The sequence below is a fragment of the Micromonospora sp. RTGN7 genome (genome assembly GCF_033804645.1).
Taxonomy (GTDB): domain Bacteria; phylum Actinomycetota; class Actinomycetes; order Mycobacteriales; family Micromonosporaceae; genus Micromonospora.
The window spans coordinates 38,673-57,498 of the sequence record NZ_JAPZLF010000018.1; the positions used below are offsets into that span (position 1 = coordinate 38,673).

Consider the following 18,826-nt stretch of genomic DNA (forward strand, 5'->3'; position numbering starts at 1 on the left):
TTCCTTCCGGCACGGTGTCCGGTATTGACGTGGCTACCTGGCAGGCCGGTATCGACTTCGCCGACGTCCGTGCCGACGGCTACCAGTTCGTGATCGTGAAGGCCGGCGGCTCCCAGCTCTCAGCGGGCCCGTACATCGGCTCGCAGTACGCGACCCAGGTGAACGGCGCGCGGGCGGCGGGGCTCAGGGTCGGCCACTACTGGCTGGCCGGAGACTTCCAGTCCCCCGTGCAGGCCGCCGACTACTTCGCCAGCCACCTGCACGGCTACCGGTCCGGTGACGTGATTGCGCTGGACAACGAGGTGCTGGACGACTCGACGAGGCTGTGGAACGACACCGAGGTCGCGACGTTCTTCCAGCGGATGCACGCCCGGATCGGCAACCACGTGCCCTGGCTGTACATGGGTGCGGGGGATCTGCGCTCCGCAACGTGGTCACGAACGATCGCAGCTGGTGTGAAGCTCTGGGTGGCGATGTGGGGTGCCAACAACGGCAGCTACCCCGGCGAGCCGAACCTGGGGGGCGCCTACCCGACCTGGAGTGCGCACCAGTACAGCTCGAAGGGATCGACCGGCGGTATCGCATCGGTGGACGTGAACGTGGCCAAGTCGGAAGCGTTCCAGATCGTGGCCGGCACCCCGACCGACCCGCCTTCGAACGACCCGCTGCCCAAGAGCACCACCCCCCAGGACGGTGTTCCCGGGCCCGTCATGTGGATGCGTACCCAGAACTGGCTGCGGATCACGTCGGGTTATACCGGTCCGATCGACGGGGCGCCCGGTGCTAACACCTACTCCGCCCTGCAGCGGGCCATGCGCGGCTACGGCTACACCGGCCCGATCGACGGCGTGATGGGAACGAACTCCTGGAAGGCCGTCCAGCGACTCGCCTCCGGCTACGGCTACACCGGCCCGATCGACGGGGCGATGGGGCCGAACTCCTGGCGCGGCTTCGCCCGATTCCTCAACCAGGACCAGTGGGACTGACCGTCTCCCGGCGGACAGGGTGCGTCGGCTAACCCCGGCGTGCCCTGTCCGCACGGCACGGCCCAGAAAGGACCGCCTACCCTGGCCCGATGGACTTCGAGCGGATCACCGTCGCCCCCGACGTCATGGGCGGCGCGCCCTGCGTGCGCCAGTCCAGGGTGCCGGTCGCCACGATCCTGGCCATGATGGCCGACGGGATGAGCACCACCGACATCCTCACCGACCTGCCGTTCCTCGACGAGGAGGACATGGCCGAGGTGCTGCACTACGCGGCGGACGCGGTGCGCGGCCGGGCGGCCCGCTGAGCGTCTCGCCCGGCGGGTCCGTCGTCGCGGGCGAGCGCGTTTACGGGTAGGTTGCACGCCGTGGAGGACATCGACCGGGCCATCGTCGCGGCGCTGACCGCCGACGGGCGGCTGTCGTACACGGATCTGGCGGAGAAGGTGGGCCTGTCGGTGTCCGCGGTGCACCAGCGCGTCCGCCGGCTGGAGCAACGTGACGTGATCAAGGGGTACGCCGCCCGGGTCTCCTTCGAGGCGCTGGACCTGCCGTTGACGGCGTTCGTGGCGATCCGGCCGTTCGACCCGTCGCAGCCCGACGACGCCCCGGATCGGCTGGCGCACCTGCCGGAGATCGACTCCTGCTACTCGGTGGCGGGGGAGGACTTCTACCTGCTGCTGGTGCGGGTGGCCAGCCCGGCGCACCTGGAGCGGGTGCTCCAGGAGATCCGCACGGCCGCGAGCGTCACCACCCGCACCACTGTCGTCCTGTCCACCCCATACGAGAACCGGCCGCCGAAGATCAGTGGCCCGCTGTCGAAGCGGCGGTCCCGGGGGGCGGGGGAGCCGACTGGTTCCACCGCCGGATGACCTGCCGCCCGTGTTCGTGACCGAGCACGCTGACCGTGGCGGTGTCCAGCCGTAGCAGCCCGCCGGCCGCCGGTGGCAGCCCGATCCACCGGGCGCCGAGCACCCGCAGGCTGTGCGCGTGGCCGACCAGGGCGACGTCGCCGGAGTCGAGCAGGAGCGCGACCCGGTCGAGCACCCGGTCCAGCCGCCGGCCGATTTCGGCGGGGGACTCTCCGCCGGGCGAGCCGTCGGTCCAGATGTTCCAGGCCGGGCGGTCGCCGTGGATGTCGGCGGTGGTCCGGCCCTCGTACTCGCCGTAGTTCCATTCGGCCAGGTCGGGGTCGGTGCCGTCGACGGTCAGCCCGGCCAGCCGCGCGGTGCGCAGTGCCCGCGCACGGGGACTGGCCAGCACCCGGGTGAACCGCCGGCCGGCGAGGAACGTCTTCAGCGCGCGGGCCTGCCGCTCGCCGTCGGCCGTGAGGTCCAGGTCGGTGTACGAGGTGTGCTGGCGGTTGGCGCTCCACTCGGTCTCACCGTGGCGGATGAGCATGATCTCTCCCATCCGCCCAGTCAACCAGGCCCACCGTCCACCGCGTCTTAGCTAGCCTCCTAGGACGCCCTTAGCGGGAGTGGTGGGCCAGTACGCGAGGTTTCCCGCGCCCGCCGTACGGGCATCTCCAGGGGACAGGGCCGGGCCGTACGGCCCCGCAACGCCGCAGCAGAGGGAGTACCACATGAGCTTCACCGACAAGGCGAAGAACAAGGCCCAGGAGCTGACCGGCGCCGCCAAGGAGCGCCTCGGCACCGCCACGAACAACGAGCGGCTGCGCGCCGAGGGCGCCACTCAGCAGACCGAGGCGCGGACTCGGCAGGCGGGCGAGCACGTCAAGGACGCCGGCCAGGACGTGCGCGACGCGTTCAAGAAGTAATCTGACCGCAACGGCGGGCCCGGAGGGACTCCCTCCGGGCCCGCCGTTGCGTCTGCCGTACGCCGCTCGCGAAGTTGCGGTAACCAGCACGTCTGCTGCGCGTAGGCGGGCCCGATCCTCCAACTAGTGTCCTAGGACGGCTTACCGGAAGTGGGCCACGCCCACAGCATCCACTCAAAAGTGAGGGAACCCGTGCTGACAGTCCAGGCGAGGTCTCAGCTGAGACCTCTCATTTCAGAGTCAGCGCTCGATTTCTCGGTTGATAGTCTGCGGCGGTGCCGATCGTCATCCGCCTCGCTGCCGCGTCCGACATGCCATGACGCCGAACCTGCGTGCCTCCGTCCGCGCGATCATCCTTGATGAGGACGACCGCATCCTGCTCTGCCGGTTCGTCTTTCCTCACCCGGTGGTGCCGGAGCAGGCGAAGGCCGTTTGGGCGGCCCCAGGCGGCGGTGTCGAGCCCGGTGAGGACCGGCTGACGGCTTTGCGCCGTGAGCTGCGTGAGGAGACCGGTCTGGCGATCACCGCCGATCCGCCGCACGTCTGGCACCAGGAAGTCGTCGCCGCTGACCATGCGCCGGGCTTCGACGGCATCGTCAACGACTACTTCCTCGTCCGCGCGAACCACTTCCAGCCCCGCGGCGAGCTGACAGACGGCCAACTCGCTGCGGAGAACCTGGACGCGTTCCGGTGGTGGCAGCTTTCGGAGATCGCTGGTTATACGGGACCTGAGCTGTTCTCGCCCCGCGACCTCACAACACCCTTGACAGCGCTTCTTACAGCGGGGACGCCGGGCCAGCCGGTCCAACTCGGCCTCTAGCAAGTTCCGGCCGTCGGGGAGCATCGGAACGAAAACGTGGGCCCCGGTCAACACCCGGGGCCCACGAGGCTCTACGAGAAGGGTCAGTCGTCGCGGTGGTCGTGCCACCACTGCTGACCGGCTGCGGGGAGCGTGTCGATCGGGTCGTAGTAGGCGTAGCGCTTGTTGAGCGCCTCCAGGTCGGCCGACTCGATGGAGGTGCGGTAGTTCTTCGTCCAGTACGAGATGCCGTGGTCGCGGTCGTACTCGGTGAGCATGTGCACCCAACGCTTGCCGACGAAGGGGACATCGCAGACGATCCGCGGGGTGGCGTAGCCGGGCAGGTAGCCCATGATGTCGTGCTGGAGCTGCTGGGCGTGCCAGACCGGGACCCGCCAGTGTTCGGCGTTGGGGATCATGTCGCACATGTAGAAGTAGTACGGCAGGATGCCTGCCTCACCCTGGAGCGCGAAGCACAGGTCCAGCAGGTCGGGGGTGGTGGCGTTGACGCCGCGCATGAGCACGCCCTGGTTACGCACGTCCCGGACGCCGACGTCGAGGGCGGTCTGGGTGGCCTTCGCGACCAGCGGGGTGATCGACTGGGCGTGGTTGACGTGGGTGTGGATGGCGAGGTTGACGCCGCGCCGGCCGGCGGTGCGGGCGACGCGCTCCAGGCCCTCGACGACGTCGGGCTGGAGCCAGTGCTGGGGCAGGCCCATGAGGGCCTTGGTGGCGAGCCGGATGTCGCGGACGGTTTCCAGTTCGAGCAGCCGCATGAGGTACGACTCGAGGTTGCGCCACGGGACGTTGGCGACGTCGCCGCCGGAGACAACGACGTCGCGGACGCCGGGGTGGGCCTTGAGGTAGGCGATGTGGGCGTCGTACCGGTCGACGGGCTTGAGGCTGAGCTTGAGCTTGTCGACGGCGGGGGTGGAGTTGCCGACGAGGTCCATCCGGGTGCAGTGCCCGCAGTACTGGGGGCAGGTGGAGAGCAGTTCGGCGAGGACTTTGGTGGGGTAGCGGTGGGTGAGTCCCTCAGCGACCCACATGTCGTGTTCGTGGAGCGAGTCGCGGCTGGCGTAGGGGTGGGAGGGCCAGTCGGTGCGCCGGTCGGAGGCGACGGGGATCATGTAGCGCCGGATCGGGTCGGCGAGGAACGCCTCGGTGGTCATCGTCGCGTGCGGGACCATGGTGTTGATCATCTGCGGGGGCACCAGCATCGACATGGTGGCCAGGGCCTTCTGATCGGCCTCGAGGTCGTCGTAGAAGGACTCGTCGACACCGTCACCGAGGACGGTGCGTAGCTGCTTGATGTTCTTGACGCAGTTGACGCGTTGCCACTGGGCGTTTTCCCACTGTTCGCGGGTGATGTGGCGCCAGCCGGGAAAGCGGGTCCAGTCGGGTTCGACCAGGGGGGTACGGCGGTATTCGTAGGGCTGCCCGGCGGTCGGTACGGCGACTGGGGCGTGCCGGGGTTGAGGGATGGTCTCAACCGGTTGGGTCTGGGTCAAGGCCCCTCCTCGGTGTGTGGTACGGATGGTCAGCGACCCGTAGGCTACTGGAAAATATCCGGTAGAGAAACTAGTCTGCCGTAAGTTTTCCCGCGACGCGAGTCCTGGCCAGGGCTTCGGGCGGTGTGGTGGGGAGGTTGCGTGACGTCACCGGTGGGTCTGCACCGCGTTGTCGAGCCGGCGGGGGTATTGCCGCAGGGGGCATGGCGGTTGGACGGGAGCCCGGAGATCGCGCCGAACGAGGTGCGGATCCGGGTGGAGCGGCTGAACCTGGATGCGGCGAGTTTCCGGCAGTTGTGGGAGAAGCACGGCGGGGACGGTGACCGGGTCCGCGCCGAGGTGCTGGAGATCGTCTCGACGCGGGGCAAGATGCAGAACCCGGTGACGGGGTCGGGCGGGATGCTGATCGGCACCGTCGACGAGGCGGGGCAGCGTTCCCCGCTGGGGCTGAAGGCGGGCGAGCGGGTGGCGACGCTGGTGTCGTTGACGCTGACCCCGCTGGTGATCACCGACGGGTTGGCCCGCTGGGACGGGCGCAGCGAGCAGGTGCCCTGCGACGGGTACGCGATCTTGTTCGCCCGGTCGATCGCGGCGGTGTTGCCGGCGGATCTGCACCCGGAGTTGTCTCTGGCGGTGCTGGACGTGTGTGGGGCGCCGGCGTTGACCGCGCGGGTGGTTGCCGGGTATGTGGACCAGCGGCGGCGGGTGGGTGATCCGAGGCCGGTTAACGTGGCGGTGATCGGTGGGGCCGGCAAGAGCGGGTCGTTGTCGTTGGCGGCGGCGCGGCGGGCGGGTGCGGGTCGTACGGTCGGGGTGGTGCCGGTGGTGGCGGAGCGGGACGCGCTGGTGGCGGCGGGGTTGGCCACGGAGGTGGCGTTGGCCGACGCGCGGGATCCGGTGGCGTTGTCGGTGGCGGTGACGACGGCGTTGGGGATGCCGGCGGACGTGACGGTGGTGTGCGTGGACGTGCCGGGTTGTGAGCACGGCGCGGTGCTGGCCACGGAGGACGGCGGGACGGTGATCTTTTTCTCGATGGCGACGAGCTTCGCGGCGGCGGCGTTGGGTGCGGAGGGTCTGGCGGCGGACGTGACGATGCTGGTGGGCAACGGTTATGTGCCGGGGCACGCGGAGTTGGCGTTGGGGTTGTTGCGTTCCGAGCCGGGGGTGCGTGCTCTGTTCGAGGCGCGGTTGACGGCAGACTGAGTGTCATGACGAATCCCTCGACGACGCGCCCGGTGACGTTGTACCGCGGTGGTGTGCTGCATTGTCCGGCGGATCCGGGTGCGACCGCGTTGTTGGTGCGGGACGGGCGGATCGCCTGGTTGGGCGTGGACGCGGATGCGCCGGCGGCGGATCGGGTGGTGGATCTGGGTGGTGCGTTGGTGACGCCGGCGTTCGTGGACGCGCATGTGCATGCCACTGACACGGGGTTGGTGTTGTCGGGGCTGGATCTGTCGGGGGTGCGGTCGGCGGGTGAGTTGTTGGACGCGGTGGCCGGGTTCGCGGCGGCGTTGCCGTCGGACGCGGTGGTGTTGGGGCATGGGTGGGACGAGTCGGGGTGGGCGGACGGGTCGTTGCCGGACGCGGCCGGGTTGGGTCGGGCGGCCGGTGGGCGGCGGGTGTATCTGTCGCAGGCGTCGATCCATTCGGCGTTGGTGTCGCAGGCGATGGTGGCGGCGTGTCCGGAGGTGGCGGGGCTGGCGGGTTTCGACGCGTCGGGGTGGTTGCGGCGGGACGCGCATCATGTGGTGCGGTCGGCGGCGTTGGGGTCGGTGACGCGGGCGCAGCGGGTGGGGGCGCAGCGGGTGGCGTTGGGGCGGGCGGCGTCGTTGGGGATCGCGGCGGTGCACGAGTGTGGTGGGCCGCGGATCTCCGACGAGGAGGATTTCACGGGGTTGTTGGCGTTGTCGGGTGCGGGGTTGCCGGAGGTGTTCGGGTACTGGGGTGAGTTGGGTGGTGCGGTGCGGGCGCGGGAGTTGGGTGCGGTGGGTGCGGGTGGGGATTTGTTCGCCGATGGGGCGTTGGGGGCGCGGACGGCGCATGTGTCGCAGGCGTACCGGGATGGGGAGCCGGGGGCGTGTGGGCATGGGTATCTGAGTGCGGAGCAGGTTCGTGATCATTTGTTGGACTGTGCGGCGCAGGGGATGCAGGGCGGGTTCCACGCGATCGGGGATGCGGCGATCTCGACGGTGTTGGAGGGGTTCGCGGGGGCGGCGGAGCGGGTGGGGGTGGATCGGGTGCGGGCGGCGCGGCACCGGGTGGAGCATGCGGAGATCATGAGTAAGCGGTTGATCGCGGGGTTTGTGGAGTTCGGGATCGTGGCGAGTGTGCAGCCGGCGTTCGACCGGTTGTGGGGTGGTGCGGGGCGGATGTACGAGTCGCGGTTGGGGTTGGCCCGGTCGTTGGAGTCGAATCCGGTGGGGGCGATGCATGCGGTGGGTGTGGCGTTGGCGTTCGGGTCGGATTCGCCGGTGACGGCGTTGGATCCGTGGGGGTCGGTGCGGGCGGCGGCGGCGCATCACAGTCCGGCGCAGCGGATGAGCGTGCGGGCGGCGTTCGCGGCGCATACCCGGGGTGGGTGGCGGGCGGTGCACCGTGACGGTGAGGGTGTGTTGGCGTTGGGGGCGGCGGCGACGTTCGCGGTGTGGTCGACGCCGGCGGGGGTGGAGCGGGGTCTGCCGGTGTTGCAGGCGTCGGATCCGGAGGCGCGGGGTGTGGGTGATGTGACGCCGTTGCCGGTGTGTCGGCGCACGGTGTTGCGCGGTGAGGCGATCTATGAGGAAGGGTCTGCGTGAGCGAGCGGAGCGAGCGAACCATCGATGTGGTGCAGGCGCATGTCGCGTCGTCGCCGAGGGGATCGGGGGACGGTGTGGTGGGGAAGCTTGACCTGGATCCGGTGTTGGTGGGGCGGGCGCGGGAGTTGGCGCGTCGGGCCGGCCGGCCGGTGGTGGAGTTGGCGCGTAGCCACACGACGGTGTCGGTGGAGCGTGCGGTGTTGCGGTTGGCGGGGGTGACGGGTGCTGATCCGGATGGTATTCCGTGGGTGAATCGTCTGGTGGATGCGGTTGTTGCTGATGTGGGGTTGGGTCACGGGGTGGCGTTGCCGGTGTTCGACGCCCTGGTCCGGGAGCAGAGCGTCGATGTGACGTTGTTGGCGCAGAAGGCGGCGGCGGGGTCGGTGCGGTTCGTCCTGCCGGTGGGGAAGTCGGCCACGGCGGCGCGGCGGGCTGCGCGGAAGGCGGTCGCGGCGGGGGTGCGGCAGATCGACCGGCGGCGGGCGGAGCGGGACCGCCTGGTGAAGCGGTACGGGGATCCGGTGCAGCGGCCGTGGATCTATCTGATCGTGGCGACGGGTGACATCTATGAGGACATTCCGCAGGCGCAGGCGGCGGCGCGGGCGGGCGCGGATGTGATCGCGGTGATTCGGTCGACGGGTCAGTCGTTGTTGGACTATGTGCCGGAGGGTGCGACGCGGGAGGGGTTCGCGGGGACGTATGCCACGCAGGAGAATTTCCGGTTGATGCGGGCGGCGTTGGACGAGTCGTCGAGGGAGTTGGGCCGGTATGTGCGGTTGACGAACTACGCGTCGGGGCTGTGTATGCCGGAGATGGCGACGTTGGCGGGGTTGGAACGCCTCGACATGATGTTGAACGACTCGATGTACGGGATTTTGTTCCGCGACATCAACCCGATCCGCACCTTCGTCGACCAGCGGTTCTCCCGGCAGGTGCACGCCCGGGCGGGGATCATCATCAACACCGGTGAGGACAACTATCTGACCACTGCGGACGCGGTGGACGAGGCGCACACGGTGACGGTGTCGCAGCTGTTGAACGAGTATTTCGCGCATGAGGCCGGGTTGGCGGACTGGCAGTTGGGGTTGGGGCACGCGTTCGAGATCAACCCGGATGTGCCGGAGTCGTTGCGGTTGGAGTTGGCGCATGCGTTGTTGGCGCGGGAGTTGTTCCCGGATGCGCCGTTGAAGTGGATGCCGCCGACGAAGCACATGACCGGGGATGTGTTCCGGGGGAATCTGCTGGACGGGTTCTTCAATCTGGTGGGTGCGATGACGGGGCAGGGGATCCTGCTGGTGGGGATGATGACGGAGGCGGTGGTGACGCCGTGGTTGTCGGATCGGGACATCGCCCTGCAGAACGTGCGGTACGTGTTGGGTGCGGCGGGTGGGTTGCATGAGGATTTCGTGCCGGCGCCGGGTGGGTTCATCCAGCAGCGGGCGAACCGGGTGCTCGGTGAGGCGGTCGATCTGTTGGAGCGCATCGGGGAGCAGTCGTTGTTGACGGCGATCGCCGAGGGCACGTTCGGGATCATGAAGCGGCCGGCGGACCGGGGTAAGGGTCTGGCGGGGGTGGCGGGGCACGAGGCGGACTACTACAACCCGGTCACGGAGATCCTGGAGCAGCCGGTATGACGGAGAAGCAGATCGTGCGGCCGTACGGGGACACCACCGGTGACGGGATGGTGCAGGTGTCGTTCACGTTGCCGGTGACGCATGACAAGCGGGCCGAGGGTGCGGCGGTGCAGTTGGCCAATCGGATGGGTATCGACCCGGCGATGGTGGTGCACGCGAAGCCGATGACTGACGGGTTCACGTTTTTCGTGGTGTATGGGCGGGTGAACCATCTGGTGGACCTGGCGGCGGTGCGGGTGGTGGAGCGGGACTTTGCGCTGTTGTCGGCCAAGGAGGTCAACGCGGTGGTGAAGCAGCGGTTGCGGCGGAAGTTGTCGGTGGTGGGGGCGTGTATCGGCACGGACGCGCACACGGTGGGTATCGACGCGATCCTGAATGTGAAGGGCATCGCGGGTGAGAAGGGGTTGGAGTACTACCGGGAGTTGAAGGTGACGAACCTGGGTGCGCAGGTGAGTGTGCCGGAGTTGGTGGAGGCGGCGCGGGTGGAGAAGGCCGATGCGGTGTTGGTGTCGCAGGTGGTGACGCAGCGGGATGCGCATCTGCACAACACGCGGGAGATGTCGGCGGCGTTCCGGGAGGCGATGCCGGCGGGGAGGCGTCCGTTGTTGATCGTGGGTGGGCCGCGGTTCGACGAGGCGATGACCGTGGAGTTGGGGGTGGATCGGATTTTCGGGCGGGGGACCACGCCGGGTGAGGTGGCGTCGTATCTGGTGCACGCGTTGGTGACGAGCAGGGAGGCGAAGGTATGAGTGACGCACGGCAGGGTGTGACGGTGACCCACCGGCGGTATGTGCCGTATTCCCACGCCCATTACGCGGGGAACCTGGTGGATGGGGCGTACGCGTTGGGGTTGTTCGGTGATGTGGCGACGGAGGTGTGTATTCGCACCGACGGTGATGAGGGGTTGTTCGCGTCGTACGCGGATGTGCAGTTCCGGGCGCCGATGAAGGCCGGGGATGTGGTGGAGGTGACGGCGACGGTGACGCGGGTGGGTACTCGCAGCCGCACCATCGACTTCGAGGCGCGGGTGGTGTGTCGGGGGCGTCCTGATGTGGGGGAGTCGTCCGCCGAGGTGTTGGAGACGCCGATCGTGGCGGTCACGGCGACGGGCACGGTGGTTGTGCCGGCGCGGGCGTGAGGGTCGCGGTCTGCGCCGACGTCGGGTCGACGTACACGAAGGCGGCGGTGGTCGACCTGGATGACGGTGCGTTGGTGGCGGTGGGGTCGGCACCGACGACGGTGGGCACCGACGTGTTGCGCGGCTTGGACGCGGCGGTCGCGGTGGCCTGCGCGGGGCTGGGTGTGGGTGAGGTGCCGTGGTACGTGTGTTCGTCGGCGGGGGGTGGGTTGCGGCTGGCGGTGGTCGGCTACGAGCCTCTGGTGACGGCGCAGGCGGGCCGGCGGGTCGGGTTGTCGGCGGGGGCGAATGTGGTGCATGTGGCGGCTGGCCGGTTGGGTGCGGCGCAGCTGGCGGGGTTGCGGGCGGCCCGCCCGGATGTGGTTCTGCTGGTGGGGGGCACCGACGGTGGGGATGCGGAGACGTTGACGCACAACGCGACCCGGTTGGCGAGGGCGCGGTGGCGGGTGCCGGTGGTGCTGGCGGGCAACGTCGACGTCCGTGACGAGTTGGGTGCGGTGCTGGTGGGGGCGGGGGTGCCGGTGACGGTGGCGGACAATGTGTTGCCCCGTATCGGGGTGTTGGCTCCGGCGTCGGCGCGGGCGGCTATCCGGGAGGTGTTTCTGCGTCATGTCATCGGCGGTAAGGGGTTGTCGCGGGGGCCGCGGTTCGGCCGGTTGGTGCGGGCGGCGACTCCGGACGCGGTGTTGACGGGGGTGGAGGTTCTCGCCGACGGGGTGGGCGGTGATCTGGTGGTGGTGGATGTGGGTGGGGCGACCACGGACGTGTATTCGGTGTTGACTCCGGACGAGCGGGCCAGCGGCCCGGGTCGGGAGGTGGCGGGGTCGTTGTGGCGGGCCCGCACGGTGGAGGGGGACCTGGGGATGCGGTGGAGCGCCCCGGGGGTGGTGCGGGCGGCGGCGGAGGAGCGGTTGCTGGCCGATGGTGAGGGGGACGCGTTGGCGGTGGCGGCGGGGGCGCGGGCGGATGATCCGGGGTTCCTGCCGGTCGGTGACGCGCAGCGGGCGGTGGATGCGCGGTTGGCGGCGTTGGCGGCGACGGTGGCGGTGCGGCGGCATGCCCGGGGTGCGGCGACGGGGGAGCGTTCGGGGCGGGATCTGCGGGATGTGCGGCTGTTGGTGGGGTCGGGGGGTGTGCTGCGTCACTGTCCGCCGGTGGTGTCGTCGGGGGTGCTCGGCGCGGTGTTGGGTGATCATGCGGGTGGGTGGGCGGTGCCGCGGGATGCTCGTTCGGTGGTGGATGTCGATTATGTGCTGGCGGCTGGTGGGTTGTTGGCTGCCGAGCATCCGGTGGCGGCGGGGGCGTTGGTGCGCCGTCATCTCGCGGGGGATTGAGACACGCCGACGCGACACGCGTGGTGAACGGCACGACTGGCCGGTGGTGGGTTGACAGGTGCCGGGGTGTTGCACGTACCGTCTTTGAGTCCTACTACGGGAAGCGGCTGTTGTTCGCTTCGTCCCTTCGCCCGCTGGCCGAGTGACCTTCGGGTCGCGGCGGCCAGGTCCAGCGGGCGGGGGTTGGCGGGGCGGCGCGAACCGGTCGCGGTTACCGGTGTACGGGCAGGGTGAGGTGCACGGCCAGTAGACAACGGCCAGGCGGGGGCAGCCAGTCCACCGTCGGGTCGGTCCGAAGGTCGGCGTGCCTGATTCTCGCCCCACCGGCCGGGAAGGGCCTGGGAGCATCGGGGTGCGGCTCACGCCGCACCCCGATTTCTGTTTCCGCCCTGCGGTGGTGGGCCGGCGGTGGGGCCGGGGCGGGTAGCCTTCGGCGGTGTGATCGCAGGTGAGATGCCGGTGACGGCTGTCGCGCAGAACCCGTCGCGTTCCGCCGCCGCCGCGGCGCAGGTCGGGCCGCGGCCGGTGCCGTTGTGGGTGGCCGTGCTGTTGGCCGTGGCGGCGGGGTTGGCGATGCTGGTGGCGTTCCCCCCGTACGGGTGGTGGCCGGCCGCGCCGGTGGGGGTGGCGGCGTTGGCCGCCGCGGTGCACCGGCGGCGGCTGTGGGCGGCGGCGGGGTTGGGTTTCCTGGCGGGGCTGGCGTTGTTCGCGCCACTGCTGGGGTGGACGAATCTGCACACCGGTCTGCTGCCGTGGGTGCTGCTGTCGCTGTCGCAGGCCGGTTTCGTGGCGCTGGTGGGCGTCGCCGCAGCGGTGACGTCGCCGCTGGTGGACCGGTGGCGGTGGGCGTGGCCGGTGGTGACCGGGGTGCTGTGGGTGGGGCAGGAGGCGTTGCGTTCGCGTGCCCCGTTCGGGGGGTTCCCGTGGGGCCGGTTGGCGTTCAGTCAGGACGACTCACCGGCGCTGCGGTGGGCTGCTGTGGGTGGGGCGCCGCTGGTGACGTTCGCGGTGGCCGTCGCCGGTGGGTTGTTGGTGGCGGCGGTGTGGCGGCCGTGGCGCGCTCGGCGCCCACCCGTCGGCGACGTGTCCTGTCCAGGCGGCGGTGGGCGGAGCCGGTGGGCGGTGGCGGCGGGGTGTGTGGTGGGTGCGGTCGCGGTGGTGGCGGTGGGGTTGCTGGTGCCGGTGGGGGTGGCCGGTGGGGGGCGCACGGTGACCGTTGCGGTGGTGCAGGGCAATGTGCCGCGCCTCGGGTTGGACTTCAACGCCCAGCGGCAGGCGGTGCTGAACAACCACGTGCAGGCCACCATCGACCTGGCCGCGCAGGTCGACGCGGGGCAGCGTCCCCGCCCGGATCTGGTGGTGTGGCCGGAGAACGCCAGCGACATCGACCCGTTGCGCAGCGAGGAGGCGGGGCGGCGGATCACGGTCGCCGCGGACGCGGTGCGGGCTCCGATCCTGGTGGGGGCGGTCCTCGTGGGCCCCGGTGAGGGGCAGAGTCGTAACGCGGGGATTCTGTGGCGGCCGGGCACGGGCCCGGATCTGGCGCAGATGTACACGAAGCGGCATCCGGTGCCGTTCGCCGAGTACGTGCCGTTGCGGGAGGTGGCGCGGCTGGTCAGCAAGGAGGTCGACCGGGTTCGCAGCGACATGGTGCCCGGTGACCGGGCCGGGGTCGTCGATGCCGGCGCTGCGGTGCTCGGTGACGTGATTTGCTTCGAGGTCGCCTACGACGGCCTGGTGCGGGACACGGTGACCGGTGGGGCGCAGTTGCTGGTGGTGCAGACCAACAATGCGACCTTCGACGTGGCGGAGGCCCGCCAGCAGTTGGCGATGGTGCGGCTGCGGGCGGTGGAACACGGCCGTGCGTCGTTGATGGCCTCCACGGTCGGGGTGTCCGGGTTCGTCGCCCCCGACGGGCGGGTATCCGATGCCACCGGGTTCAACACCCGTGCGGTGGTGGTGCGGCAGTTGCGCCTCGGTGACGGGCGCACCCTGGCCACCCGGGTGGGGGTGTGGCCGGAGGCGGCCTTGGCAGCTGCGGCGGTGGCCGTGTTGGTCGCCGCGGTGGTGCTGCGGCGGCGACGCCCGGTGATCTCCGGGTAGCGGACATGTCGGTGCGACGCCGGCGGGGGCGGAGGAGCGGTGAGTAGAGCGGTGGGTGTGCGACCCGGCGCGGCGCTGGGGCGGGTGTTGGTGGTCATTCCCACCTACAACGAGGCCGACAATGTCGCGCCGATCGTGGGGCGGGTCCGCGCTGCCGCCCCGGATGTGGACGTGTTGGTCGCCGACGACAACAGCCCCGACGGCACGGGGGTCCTCGCCGACGCTCTGGCCGCCGCTGACGGGCGGGTGCATGTGCTGCACCGGCCCGGTAAGCAGGGTCTCGGGGCGGCGTACCTGGCCGGGTTCGGGTGGGCGCGGGAGCGCGGTTACGACGCGGTGGTGGAGATGGACGCCGACGGTTCCCACGCCCCGGAGGATCTGCCGCGGTTGTTGGCCGCCGCCGGTGACGCCGACGTGGTGATCGGGTCCCGGTGGTGTCGGGGCGCGAAGGTGGTGGACTGGCCGTTGCGGCGGTTGTTGCTGTCGCGGTGCGGGAACCTGTACGCGCGCCTGGCGTTGGGGGTGCCGGTGGCCGACGCCACGGGCGGGTACCGGGTGTACCGGTTGGCGGCGTTGGATGCGGTGGACCTGGGGTCGGTGTGTTCGCAGGGGTACTCGTTCCAGGTGGAGCTGTCCCGGCTGACGCACCGGGCGGGGGCGCGGATCGTGGAGGTGCCGATCACGTTCGCGGAGCGCCAGCGGGGGGCGAGCAAGATGAGCGCGATGATCGTCGCGGAGGCGTTGTGGCGGATCAGTGTGTGGGCGGTGCAGGACCGGCGTGCGGCGCGGCGCCGTGGTGTGCGCGGTGCCGGTGACGCTCGGGTGCGGTGGCCGTGAGGGACGGCGTGTCATGCTGGATGAGGTGGGACGACTTGACGGCCTTTGGGGGGTGACATGCGCCGAGGACTGAGGTTCGTGCCGGTGGCCGCGCTGGTGGCGGCGGCGGTGGAGTTGGCGGTGTTCGTCGGCGTCGGCCGGGCGATCGGGTTCGGGTCGGCGGTGCTGCTGGTGTTCGCGGCGTCGCTGTTGGGCCTGGTGCTGCTGCGCCGGGAGGGCATGCGGGCGTGGCGGGGTTTCCGGGCCGCCGCACAGGCCGCTCAGCCGCCGGGTCCGCAGGTCACCGACGGGTTGGTGGGGTTGCTGGGGGCGTTGCTGCTGGCGACACCGGGGCTGGTCAGTGGTGTGGTGGGGGCGTTGTTGCTGGTGCCGCCGGTGCGCCGGTTGGCCCGCGGCGGGGTGCGCCGGGCCACGGAGCGGCGGGTGTCGTCGATGGTCGCGGGTGACCTGTTCGGGCCGCGGGTGGTGCGGGTGCGCCGCGGCACGGCCGAGTCCACCTCCGCTTCCGCCTCGGCGACGACGCCGTCGTCGGGTGTCCGTGGCACGGTGGTGGAGCCGATGGTGGTCGACGGCGGGCGTGCCATCGATGGTGAGATCGTCGAACCGGGTCGGTGACGGCGCACACACAAACACGCAAACACGAAACGCCCCCGGGAGGGAAATCCCCGGGGGCGTTTCGTGTTTGGTGTTGTGGCGCTCAGCCGCGGCCGCGGCGGGTGCGGACCTCCTGCAGCCGCTCGGCGAGGATGTCCTCCAACTCGGCGATGGAACGGCGCTCCAGCAGCATGTCCCAGTGGGTGCGTGGCGGCTTGGCCTTCTTCTGCTCCGGCTCGTTGCCGTCGACCAGGCGGGCGACGCTGCCGTCGAACTTGCATTCCCAGGTGCTGGGGACCTCGGCGTCGACGGCGAACGGCACCTCGAACTGGTGGCCCTTGGCGCAGAGGTACTCGCGGGTCTGACGCGGCGCGAGCTCCGTGTTGCGGTCGGATTCGTAGCTGACCGCGCCCAGACGGCTTCCGCGCAGCATACGCTCGCCCATGATCGACTTCCCCTCGCTCGTGGTGCTGGTCTACTCGTGTAACGGTTCGTGCCGGCCGGGCCATTCCCGCCCGCCCCGAAGGGGCACCCGGCACGGCCGTCGCCCTGCAAGGGTAGCCGGGCAGGTCCCGCATCCGGCGGGGTCGACCCGGCCGGGTCGGTGGGAGTGTTTCGGCGGTTCACCGGGATGGTACCCAACTCCGCCGGGCAGGTCCCGCCGCCCGATGGCATGCCGGCGCCCCTCTGCGCAGCCCACGCCCACTGCCCGCCGCGTTCGGCGGCAGCGGGGCGGCGGGGTGTCAGCGGGGTGGGGAGCCCAGCCGGGCCAGCGCGGCGGCCAGGTCGCTGACCTGGTCGACCAGCTGCGCCGAGCGCCGCTGCGCGGCGTCCCGCTCCGCCTCGGCCGCGCGCAGGCGTGCCTCCAGCTCACCGGCGCGGCCCTCGACGGCGGCCGCGCCCTGTTGGGCCTCGGCCACCTGACCGGCGACGGCGTCCCGGGCGGCGCTGACCTCGGCGAGCTGCGCCGACAGCGCCGCCAACTCCTCCCGGGCGGCCTGCGCCGCAGCCTGCCCGGCCTCGGCGTCTCGCCGCGCGTCCTGCGTCTCGACGCGCAGCCGGTCGGCGTGCTCGCGGGCCTGGGTGGCCTCGGTGCGGGCGGCGTCGGCCCGCTCGGCGGCCCGGCGGCCCTCCGCGTGGGCCCGCTCGGCGTCGGCCTCGGCCGCCCCGGCCCGCCGCCGCGCCTCGTCGGTGGCGTCGGCGGCGCGGCGCGCGTCGGCACGGGCGACGTCGCGTTCGGCGGCCACGTCGGCGGCCCGTTGCCGGTCGGCGTCGCGTTCCTCGCGCACCGTGCGCAGCTCGTGGCGGGCGGCGTCGCGGTCCCGTTCCGCCTGCACCCGCAGCGCCTGCGCCGCCCCCGCGTCGCGGCGCGCCACGTCACGGGCCGTCTCGGCGGCGTCGGCCCGCTGTCGGTCCCGGGTCGCGTCAGCGTCGGCGGCGACGGCCCGGTCCCGGGCGGTGTCGGCGGCGGCGGCGGACGCGCGGGCCTCCTGGCGGGCCCGGGCGGCGTCGGCCGCCGCGTCCTCGGTGTCGCGGCGGGCCTCGTCGCGTTCGGTGTGCGCCTGCGCCAGCTCCGCGGCGGTCTCCGCGCGTAACTGCGTCAGCTGCCGCTCCACCCCGGCCGGGGAGAGCTCGGCGTGCAGCGCCTCGGTGAGGGTCTCCACGATCTGGTCGAGCCGGTCCACGGCCTCCCATGTGCGGGCCACCTGACCGGGTAGGCCCGGTGCCGTGCGGTGGCGCATCCGGCTGTTGCGCGAGGCCCGCTGGCAGGTGCCGTCGTTGTCCCGGCAGTAGCGAAACGGCCGGCCCGCGCCGGCGCGTTGCGGTACGTCGCGCCCGCAGTGCACGCAGGGGCGGGTTTCGGTGGGGGAGGGCTGGGCGTCCATCGAGGCGGAAGTCTAGTCACCCGGGGTCGACGGTCGACGCCTGCGCCGGGCGGGTCAGCCTGCGGCGCGGGCCGCGCCGTCAAGGGTGTAGCGGCGCTGCAGCAGCAGTGCGGCGAGCATCAGCGCGGCCGGCAGCAGTCCGAAGCCCCAGCGGATCGCGGTCAGCGCCGCGTCCGGCTGGGCGACCGGTTCACCGCCGGCCGAGGCGACGAACCCACCCACGGTCAGGCAGAGTGCGTACGCGTACGGGCCCAGCGCCGCGCCGGTGGCCTCGGTGGCCGTCCACACCCCCGTGTAGGTGCCCGCGGCGGGGTCGCCGGCGGCGCGGATGACGTCGGGCACCATCGCGAACGGCAGCAGCTGCATCCCGGCGAACGACACCCCGAGCACCGCCACCGCCGCGACCAGCACCGGCAGGCCCGCGGGGCGGCCCACGGCGAGGACCAGCGACCCGGCAGCGAACGCGCCCTGCGCGCCCAGCAACGCCCGCTGCTTGCCGACCCGGCGGGCCACCGTCAGCCAGCCGGGGGTCACCAGCAGCGCCGGGGCGACGAACGCCGCGACCAGCACGGTGGTCAGCGCGGGGCGGCCCAGCGCGTACTCGGCGTAGTAGGGCACCCCGGCGAGCACCAGGTGCGTGGTGGTCGACATGGCCAGGTACGCGGCGACGAGCCAGCGGAACTGCCGGTCACGCAGGGCCGCCGTCAGGGCCCGCCACCCGCCCGTGGGGTGCCCCTGCCCGCCCGCGCCAGCGGCCCGGCGCAGCCGGCCGATACCCACCACCCCGACCAGCATCGCCACTGCGGTGACCGCCCCCAGGAGCAGCCCCATCCGCTGGTAACCGGCCCGGGTCGCGGTGTCCCCGCCGGTCAGTAGCGGTGCCAGCAGGCCGGCGACCAGGATCCCGGCGGTGAGCACCACCATCCGGAACGCCATCAGCCGGGTCCGCTCGTGGTAGCCGATGCGTAGGTCCGCCGGGGTGGCCAGGTAGGGCACCTGGTAGGCGGCGAAGAGCAGGTTCCCGGCGATGAAGCAGATCGCCACCCAGCCGGCGGCGGGCGCGCCGGTGAGCCCGCCGGGGACGGCGAACAGCGCGGCGAAGGCCACCGGCAGCAGGCAGCCGAGCAGCAGCAGCGCCCGCCGGTCGCCGCGGCGGGCCAACTGCACGTCGCAGCGGTGCCCCACCCACGGGTGCAGCAGCACGTCGACGACCTTCGGCGCCAGTAGCGTCAGGCCGGCCAACCACGGCGTCACCGCCAACACATCGGTGAGGAAGTACAGCAGCAGCAACCCGGGTACGGTGACCCACACACCCATGCCGAGCGAGCCGGTGGCGAAGCCGACCAGCGGCCCACGTGGTAGCCCGATGCCAGGGGCGCGGTGGGGGGTGTCGAGCCCGGTCATCGTTTGGTCCTTCCGCGACGGCACACCG

The 18,826-nt window shown here is 71.5% G+C and carries 19 protein-coding genes; 14 read left to right on the forward strand and 5 right to left on the reverse strand.

Features of this window, described 5'->3' with window-relative positions; all coding sequences use genetic code 11:
* Positions 1-29 precede the first annotated feature (29 nt).
* The 3 genes from SNR22_RS22870 (at position 30) to SNR22_RS22880 (ending at position 1,855) form a co-directional block, all read left to right on the forward strand.
* Positions 30-986 (forward strand): glycoside hydrolase family 25 protein, encoded by a 957-nt coding sequence (locus SNR22_RS22870; RefSeq protein ID WP_320068692.1) that lies wholly within the window; start codon positions 30-32, stop codon positions 984-986.
* An 89-nt stretch (positions 987-1,075) separates the two neighbouring features.
* The gene (locus SNR22_RS22875) at positions 1,076-1,291 is read left to right on the forward strand and encodes a DUF433 domain-containing protein (protein ID WP_320068693.1); all 216 of its coding nucleotides are present in this window, start codon (positions 1,076-1,078) and stop codon (positions 1,289-1,291) included.
* A 60-nt stretch (positions 1,292-1,351) separates the two neighbouring features.
* Positions 1,352-1,855 (forward strand): Lrp/AsnC family transcriptional regulator, encoded by a 504-nt coding sequence (locus tag SNR22_RS22880; protein ID WP_320068694.1) that lies wholly within the window; start codon positions 1,352-1,354, stop codon positions 1,853-1,855.
* Here SNR22_RS22880 and SNR22_RS22885 read toward each other — a convergent pair.
* Positions 1,788-2,396 (reverse strand): histidine phosphatase family protein, encoded by a 609-nt coding sequence (locus SNR22_RS22885; RefSeq protein ID WP_320068695.1) that lies wholly within the window; start codon positions 2,394-2,396, stop codon positions 1,788-1,790. The genes SNR22_RS22880 and SNR22_RS22885 overlap by 68 nt on opposite strands.
* Before the next feature lie 172 nt (positions 2,397-2,568).
* On the opposite strand from SNR22_RS22885, the gene SNR22_RS22890 reads away from it, so the two are divergent.
* Both SNR22_RS22890 and SNR22_RS22895 read left to right on the forward strand, forming a co-directional pair.
* Entirely contained in the window at positions 2,569-2,763 is a 195-nt protein-coding gene (locus SNR22_RS22890; protein ID WP_320068696.1) for a CsbD family protein, read from the forward strand.
* 316 nt (positions 2,764-3,079) lie between these two features.
* The gene (locus tag SNR22_RS22895) at positions 3,080-3,583 is read left to right on the forward strand and encodes an NUDIX domain-containing protein (RefSeq protein WP_320068697.1); all 504 of its coding nucleotides are present in this window, start codon (positions 3,080-3,082) and stop codon (positions 3,581-3,583) included.
* Between the two features lie 83 nt (positions 3,584-3,666).
* On the opposite strand, the gene SNR22_RS22900 is transcribed toward SNR22_RS22895, so the two are convergent.
* A complete protein-coding gene (locus SNR22_RS22900; protein WP_320068698.1) occupies positions 3,667-5,073 on the reverse strand; it encodes a lysine 2,3-aminomutase in 1,407 nt (468 codons plus the stop codon).
* A gap of 153 nt (positions 5,074-5,226) precedes the next feature.
* Between SNR22_RS22900 and SNR22_RS22905 the strand changes: the two genes are divergently transcribed.
* The 9 genes from SNR22_RS22905 to SNR22_RS22945 all read left to right on the forward strand — a co-directional run bounded on the left by SNR22_RS22905 (position 5,227) and on the right by SNR22_RS22945 (position 15,529).
* A complete protein-coding gene (locus SNR22_RS22905) occupies positions 5,227-6,276 on the forward strand; it encodes a zinc-binding alcohol dehydrogenase (protein WP_320068774.1) in 1,050 nt (349 codons plus the stop codon).
* 5 nt (positions 6,277-6,281) lie between these two features.
* The gene (locus tag SNR22_RS22910; protein WP_320068699.1) at positions 6,282-7,868 is read left to right on the forward strand and encodes an amidohydrolase; all 1,587 of its coding nucleotides are present in this window, start codon (positions 6,282-6,284) and stop codon (positions 7,866-7,868) included.
* 74 nt (positions 7,869-7,942) lie between these two features.
* A complete protein-coding gene (locus tag SNR22_RS22915; protein ID WP_320068775.1) occupies positions 7,943-9,502 on the forward strand; it encodes a lysine 5,6-aminomutase subunit alpha in 1,560 nt (519 codons plus the stop codon).
* Entirely contained in the window at positions 9,499-10,251 is a 753-nt protein-coding gene (locus SNR22_RS22920; protein WP_320068700.1) for an OAM dimerization domain-containing protein, read from the forward strand. The genes SNR22_RS22915 and SNR22_RS22920 overlap by 4 nt, the downstream gene beginning before the upstream one ends.
* Positions 10,248-10,640 carry a hotdog domain-containing protein gene (locus SNR22_RS22925; protein ID WP_320068701.1) on the forward strand — a complete coding sequence of 131 codons (393 nt, stop codon included), beginning with the start codon at positions 10,248-10,250 and terminating at the stop codon, positions 10,638-10,640. Before SNR22_RS22920 ends, SNR22_RS22925 begins: the two co-directional genes overlap by 4 nt.
* Positions 10,637-11,974 (forward strand): glutamate mutase L, encoded by a 1,338-nt coding sequence (locus SNR22_RS22930; protein WP_320068702.1) that lies wholly within the window; start codon positions 10,637-10,639, stop codon positions 11,972-11,974. Before SNR22_RS22925 ends, SNR22_RS22930 begins: the two co-directional genes overlap by 4 nt.
* 453 nt (positions 11,975-12,427) lie before the next feature.
* Positions 12,428-14,077 (forward strand): apolipoprotein N-acyltransferase, encoded by a 1,650-nt coding sequence (gene lnt, locus SNR22_RS22935; protein WP_320068776.1) that lies wholly within the window; start codon positions 12,428-12,430, stop codon positions 14,075-14,077.
* A gap of 39 nt (positions 14,078-14,116) precedes the next feature.
* Positions 14,117-14,914, forward strand: a complete 798-nt coding sequence (locus SNR22_RS22940) for a polyprenol monophosphomannose synthase (RefSeq protein WP_320068703.1) — start codon at positions 14,117-14,119, stop codon at positions 14,912-14,914.
* 57 nt (positions 14,915-14,971) lie between these two features.
* A complete protein-coding gene (locus SNR22_RS22945) occupies positions 14,972-15,529 on the forward strand; it encodes an FxsA family protein (RefSeq protein ID WP_320068704.1) in 558 nt (185 codons plus the stop codon).
* Positions 15,530-15,611: 82 nt separating this feature from the next.
* Here SNR22_RS22945 and SNR22_RS22950 read toward each other — a convergent pair whose 3' ends face one another.
* The 3 genes from SNR22_RS22950 to SNR22_RS22960 all read right to left on the reverse strand — a co-directional run bounded on the left by SNR22_RS22950 (position 15,612) and on the right by SNR22_RS22960 (position 18,798).
* Complete coding sequence (locus tag SNR22_RS22950) at positions 15,612-15,953, reverse strand: RNA polymerase-binding protein RbpA (protein WP_320068705.1); 342 nt, start codon at positions 15,951-15,953, stop codon at positions 15,612-15,614.
* A 298-nt stretch (positions 15,954-16,251) separates the two neighbouring features.
* Positions 16,252-17,394 carry a hypothetical protein gene (locus SNR22_RS22955; protein ID WP_320068706.1) on the reverse strand — a complete coding sequence of 381 codons (1,143 nt, stop codon included), beginning with the start codon at positions 17,392-17,394 and terminating at the stop codon, positions 16,252-16,254.
* 54 nt (positions 17,395-17,448) lie between these two features.
* Positions 17,449-18,798 carry an MFS transporter gene (locus SNR22_RS22960; RefSeq protein ID WP_320068707.1) on the reverse strand — a complete coding sequence of 450 codons (1,350 nt, stop codon included), beginning with the start codon at positions 18,796-18,798 and terminating at the stop codon, positions 17,449-17,451.
* Between the last annotated feature and the right edge of the window lie 28 nt (positions 18,799-18,826).

Excerpts from the sequence above, each read along its gene's own strand:
- SNR22_RS22875 (WP_320068693.1), top strand. The coding sequence starts at position 1,076 with ATGGACTTCGAGCGGATCACCGTCGCCCCCGACGTCATGGGCGGCGCG.
- lnt (WP_320068776.1), top strand. The coding sequence starts at position 12,428 with ATGCCGGTGACGGCTGTCGCGCAGAACCCGTCGCGTTCCGCCGCCGCC.
- SNR22_RS22945 (WP_320068704.1), top strand. The coding sequence starts at position 14,972 with ATGCGCCGAGGACTGAGGTTCGTGCCGGTGGCCGCGCTGGTGGCGGCG.
- SNR22_RS22920 (WP_320068700.1), top strand. The coding sequence starts at position 9,499 with ATGACGGAGAAGCAGATCGTGCGGCCGTACGGGGACACCACCGGTGAC.
- SNR22_RS22895 (WP_320068697.1), top strand. The coding sequence starts at position 3,080 with ATGACGCCGAACCTGCGTGCCTCCGTCCGCGCGATCATCCTTGATGAG.
- SNR22_RS22950 (WP_320068705.1), bottom strand. The coding sequence starts at position 15,953 with ATGGGCGAGCGTATGCTGCGCGGAAGCCGTCTGGGCGCGGTCAGCTAC.
- SNR22_RS22890 (WP_320068696.1), top strand. The coding sequence starts at position 2,569 with ATGAGCTTCACCGACAAGGCGAAGAACAAGGCCCAGGAGCTGACCGGC.
- SNR22_RS22885 (WP_320068695.1), bottom strand. The coding sequence starts at position 2,396 with ATGGGAGAGATCATGCTCATCCGCCACGGTGAGACCGAGTGGAGCGCC.
- SNR22_RS22910 (WP_320068699.1), top strand. The coding sequence starts at position 6,282 with ATGACGAATCCCTCGACGACGCGCCCGGTGACGTTGTACCGCGGTGGT.
- SNR22_RS22925 (WP_320068701.1), top strand. The coding sequence starts at position 10,248 with ATGAGTGACGCACGGCAGGGTGTGACGGTGACCCACCGGCGGTATGTG.
- SNR22_RS22955 (WP_320068706.1), bottom strand. The coding sequence starts at position 17,394 with ATGGACGCCCAGCCCTCCCCCACCGAAACCCGCCCCTGCGTGCACTGC.
- SNR22_RS22960 (WP_320068707.1), bottom strand. The coding sequence starts at position 18,798 with ATGACCGGGCTCGACACCCCCCACCGCGCCCCTGGCATCGGGCTACCA.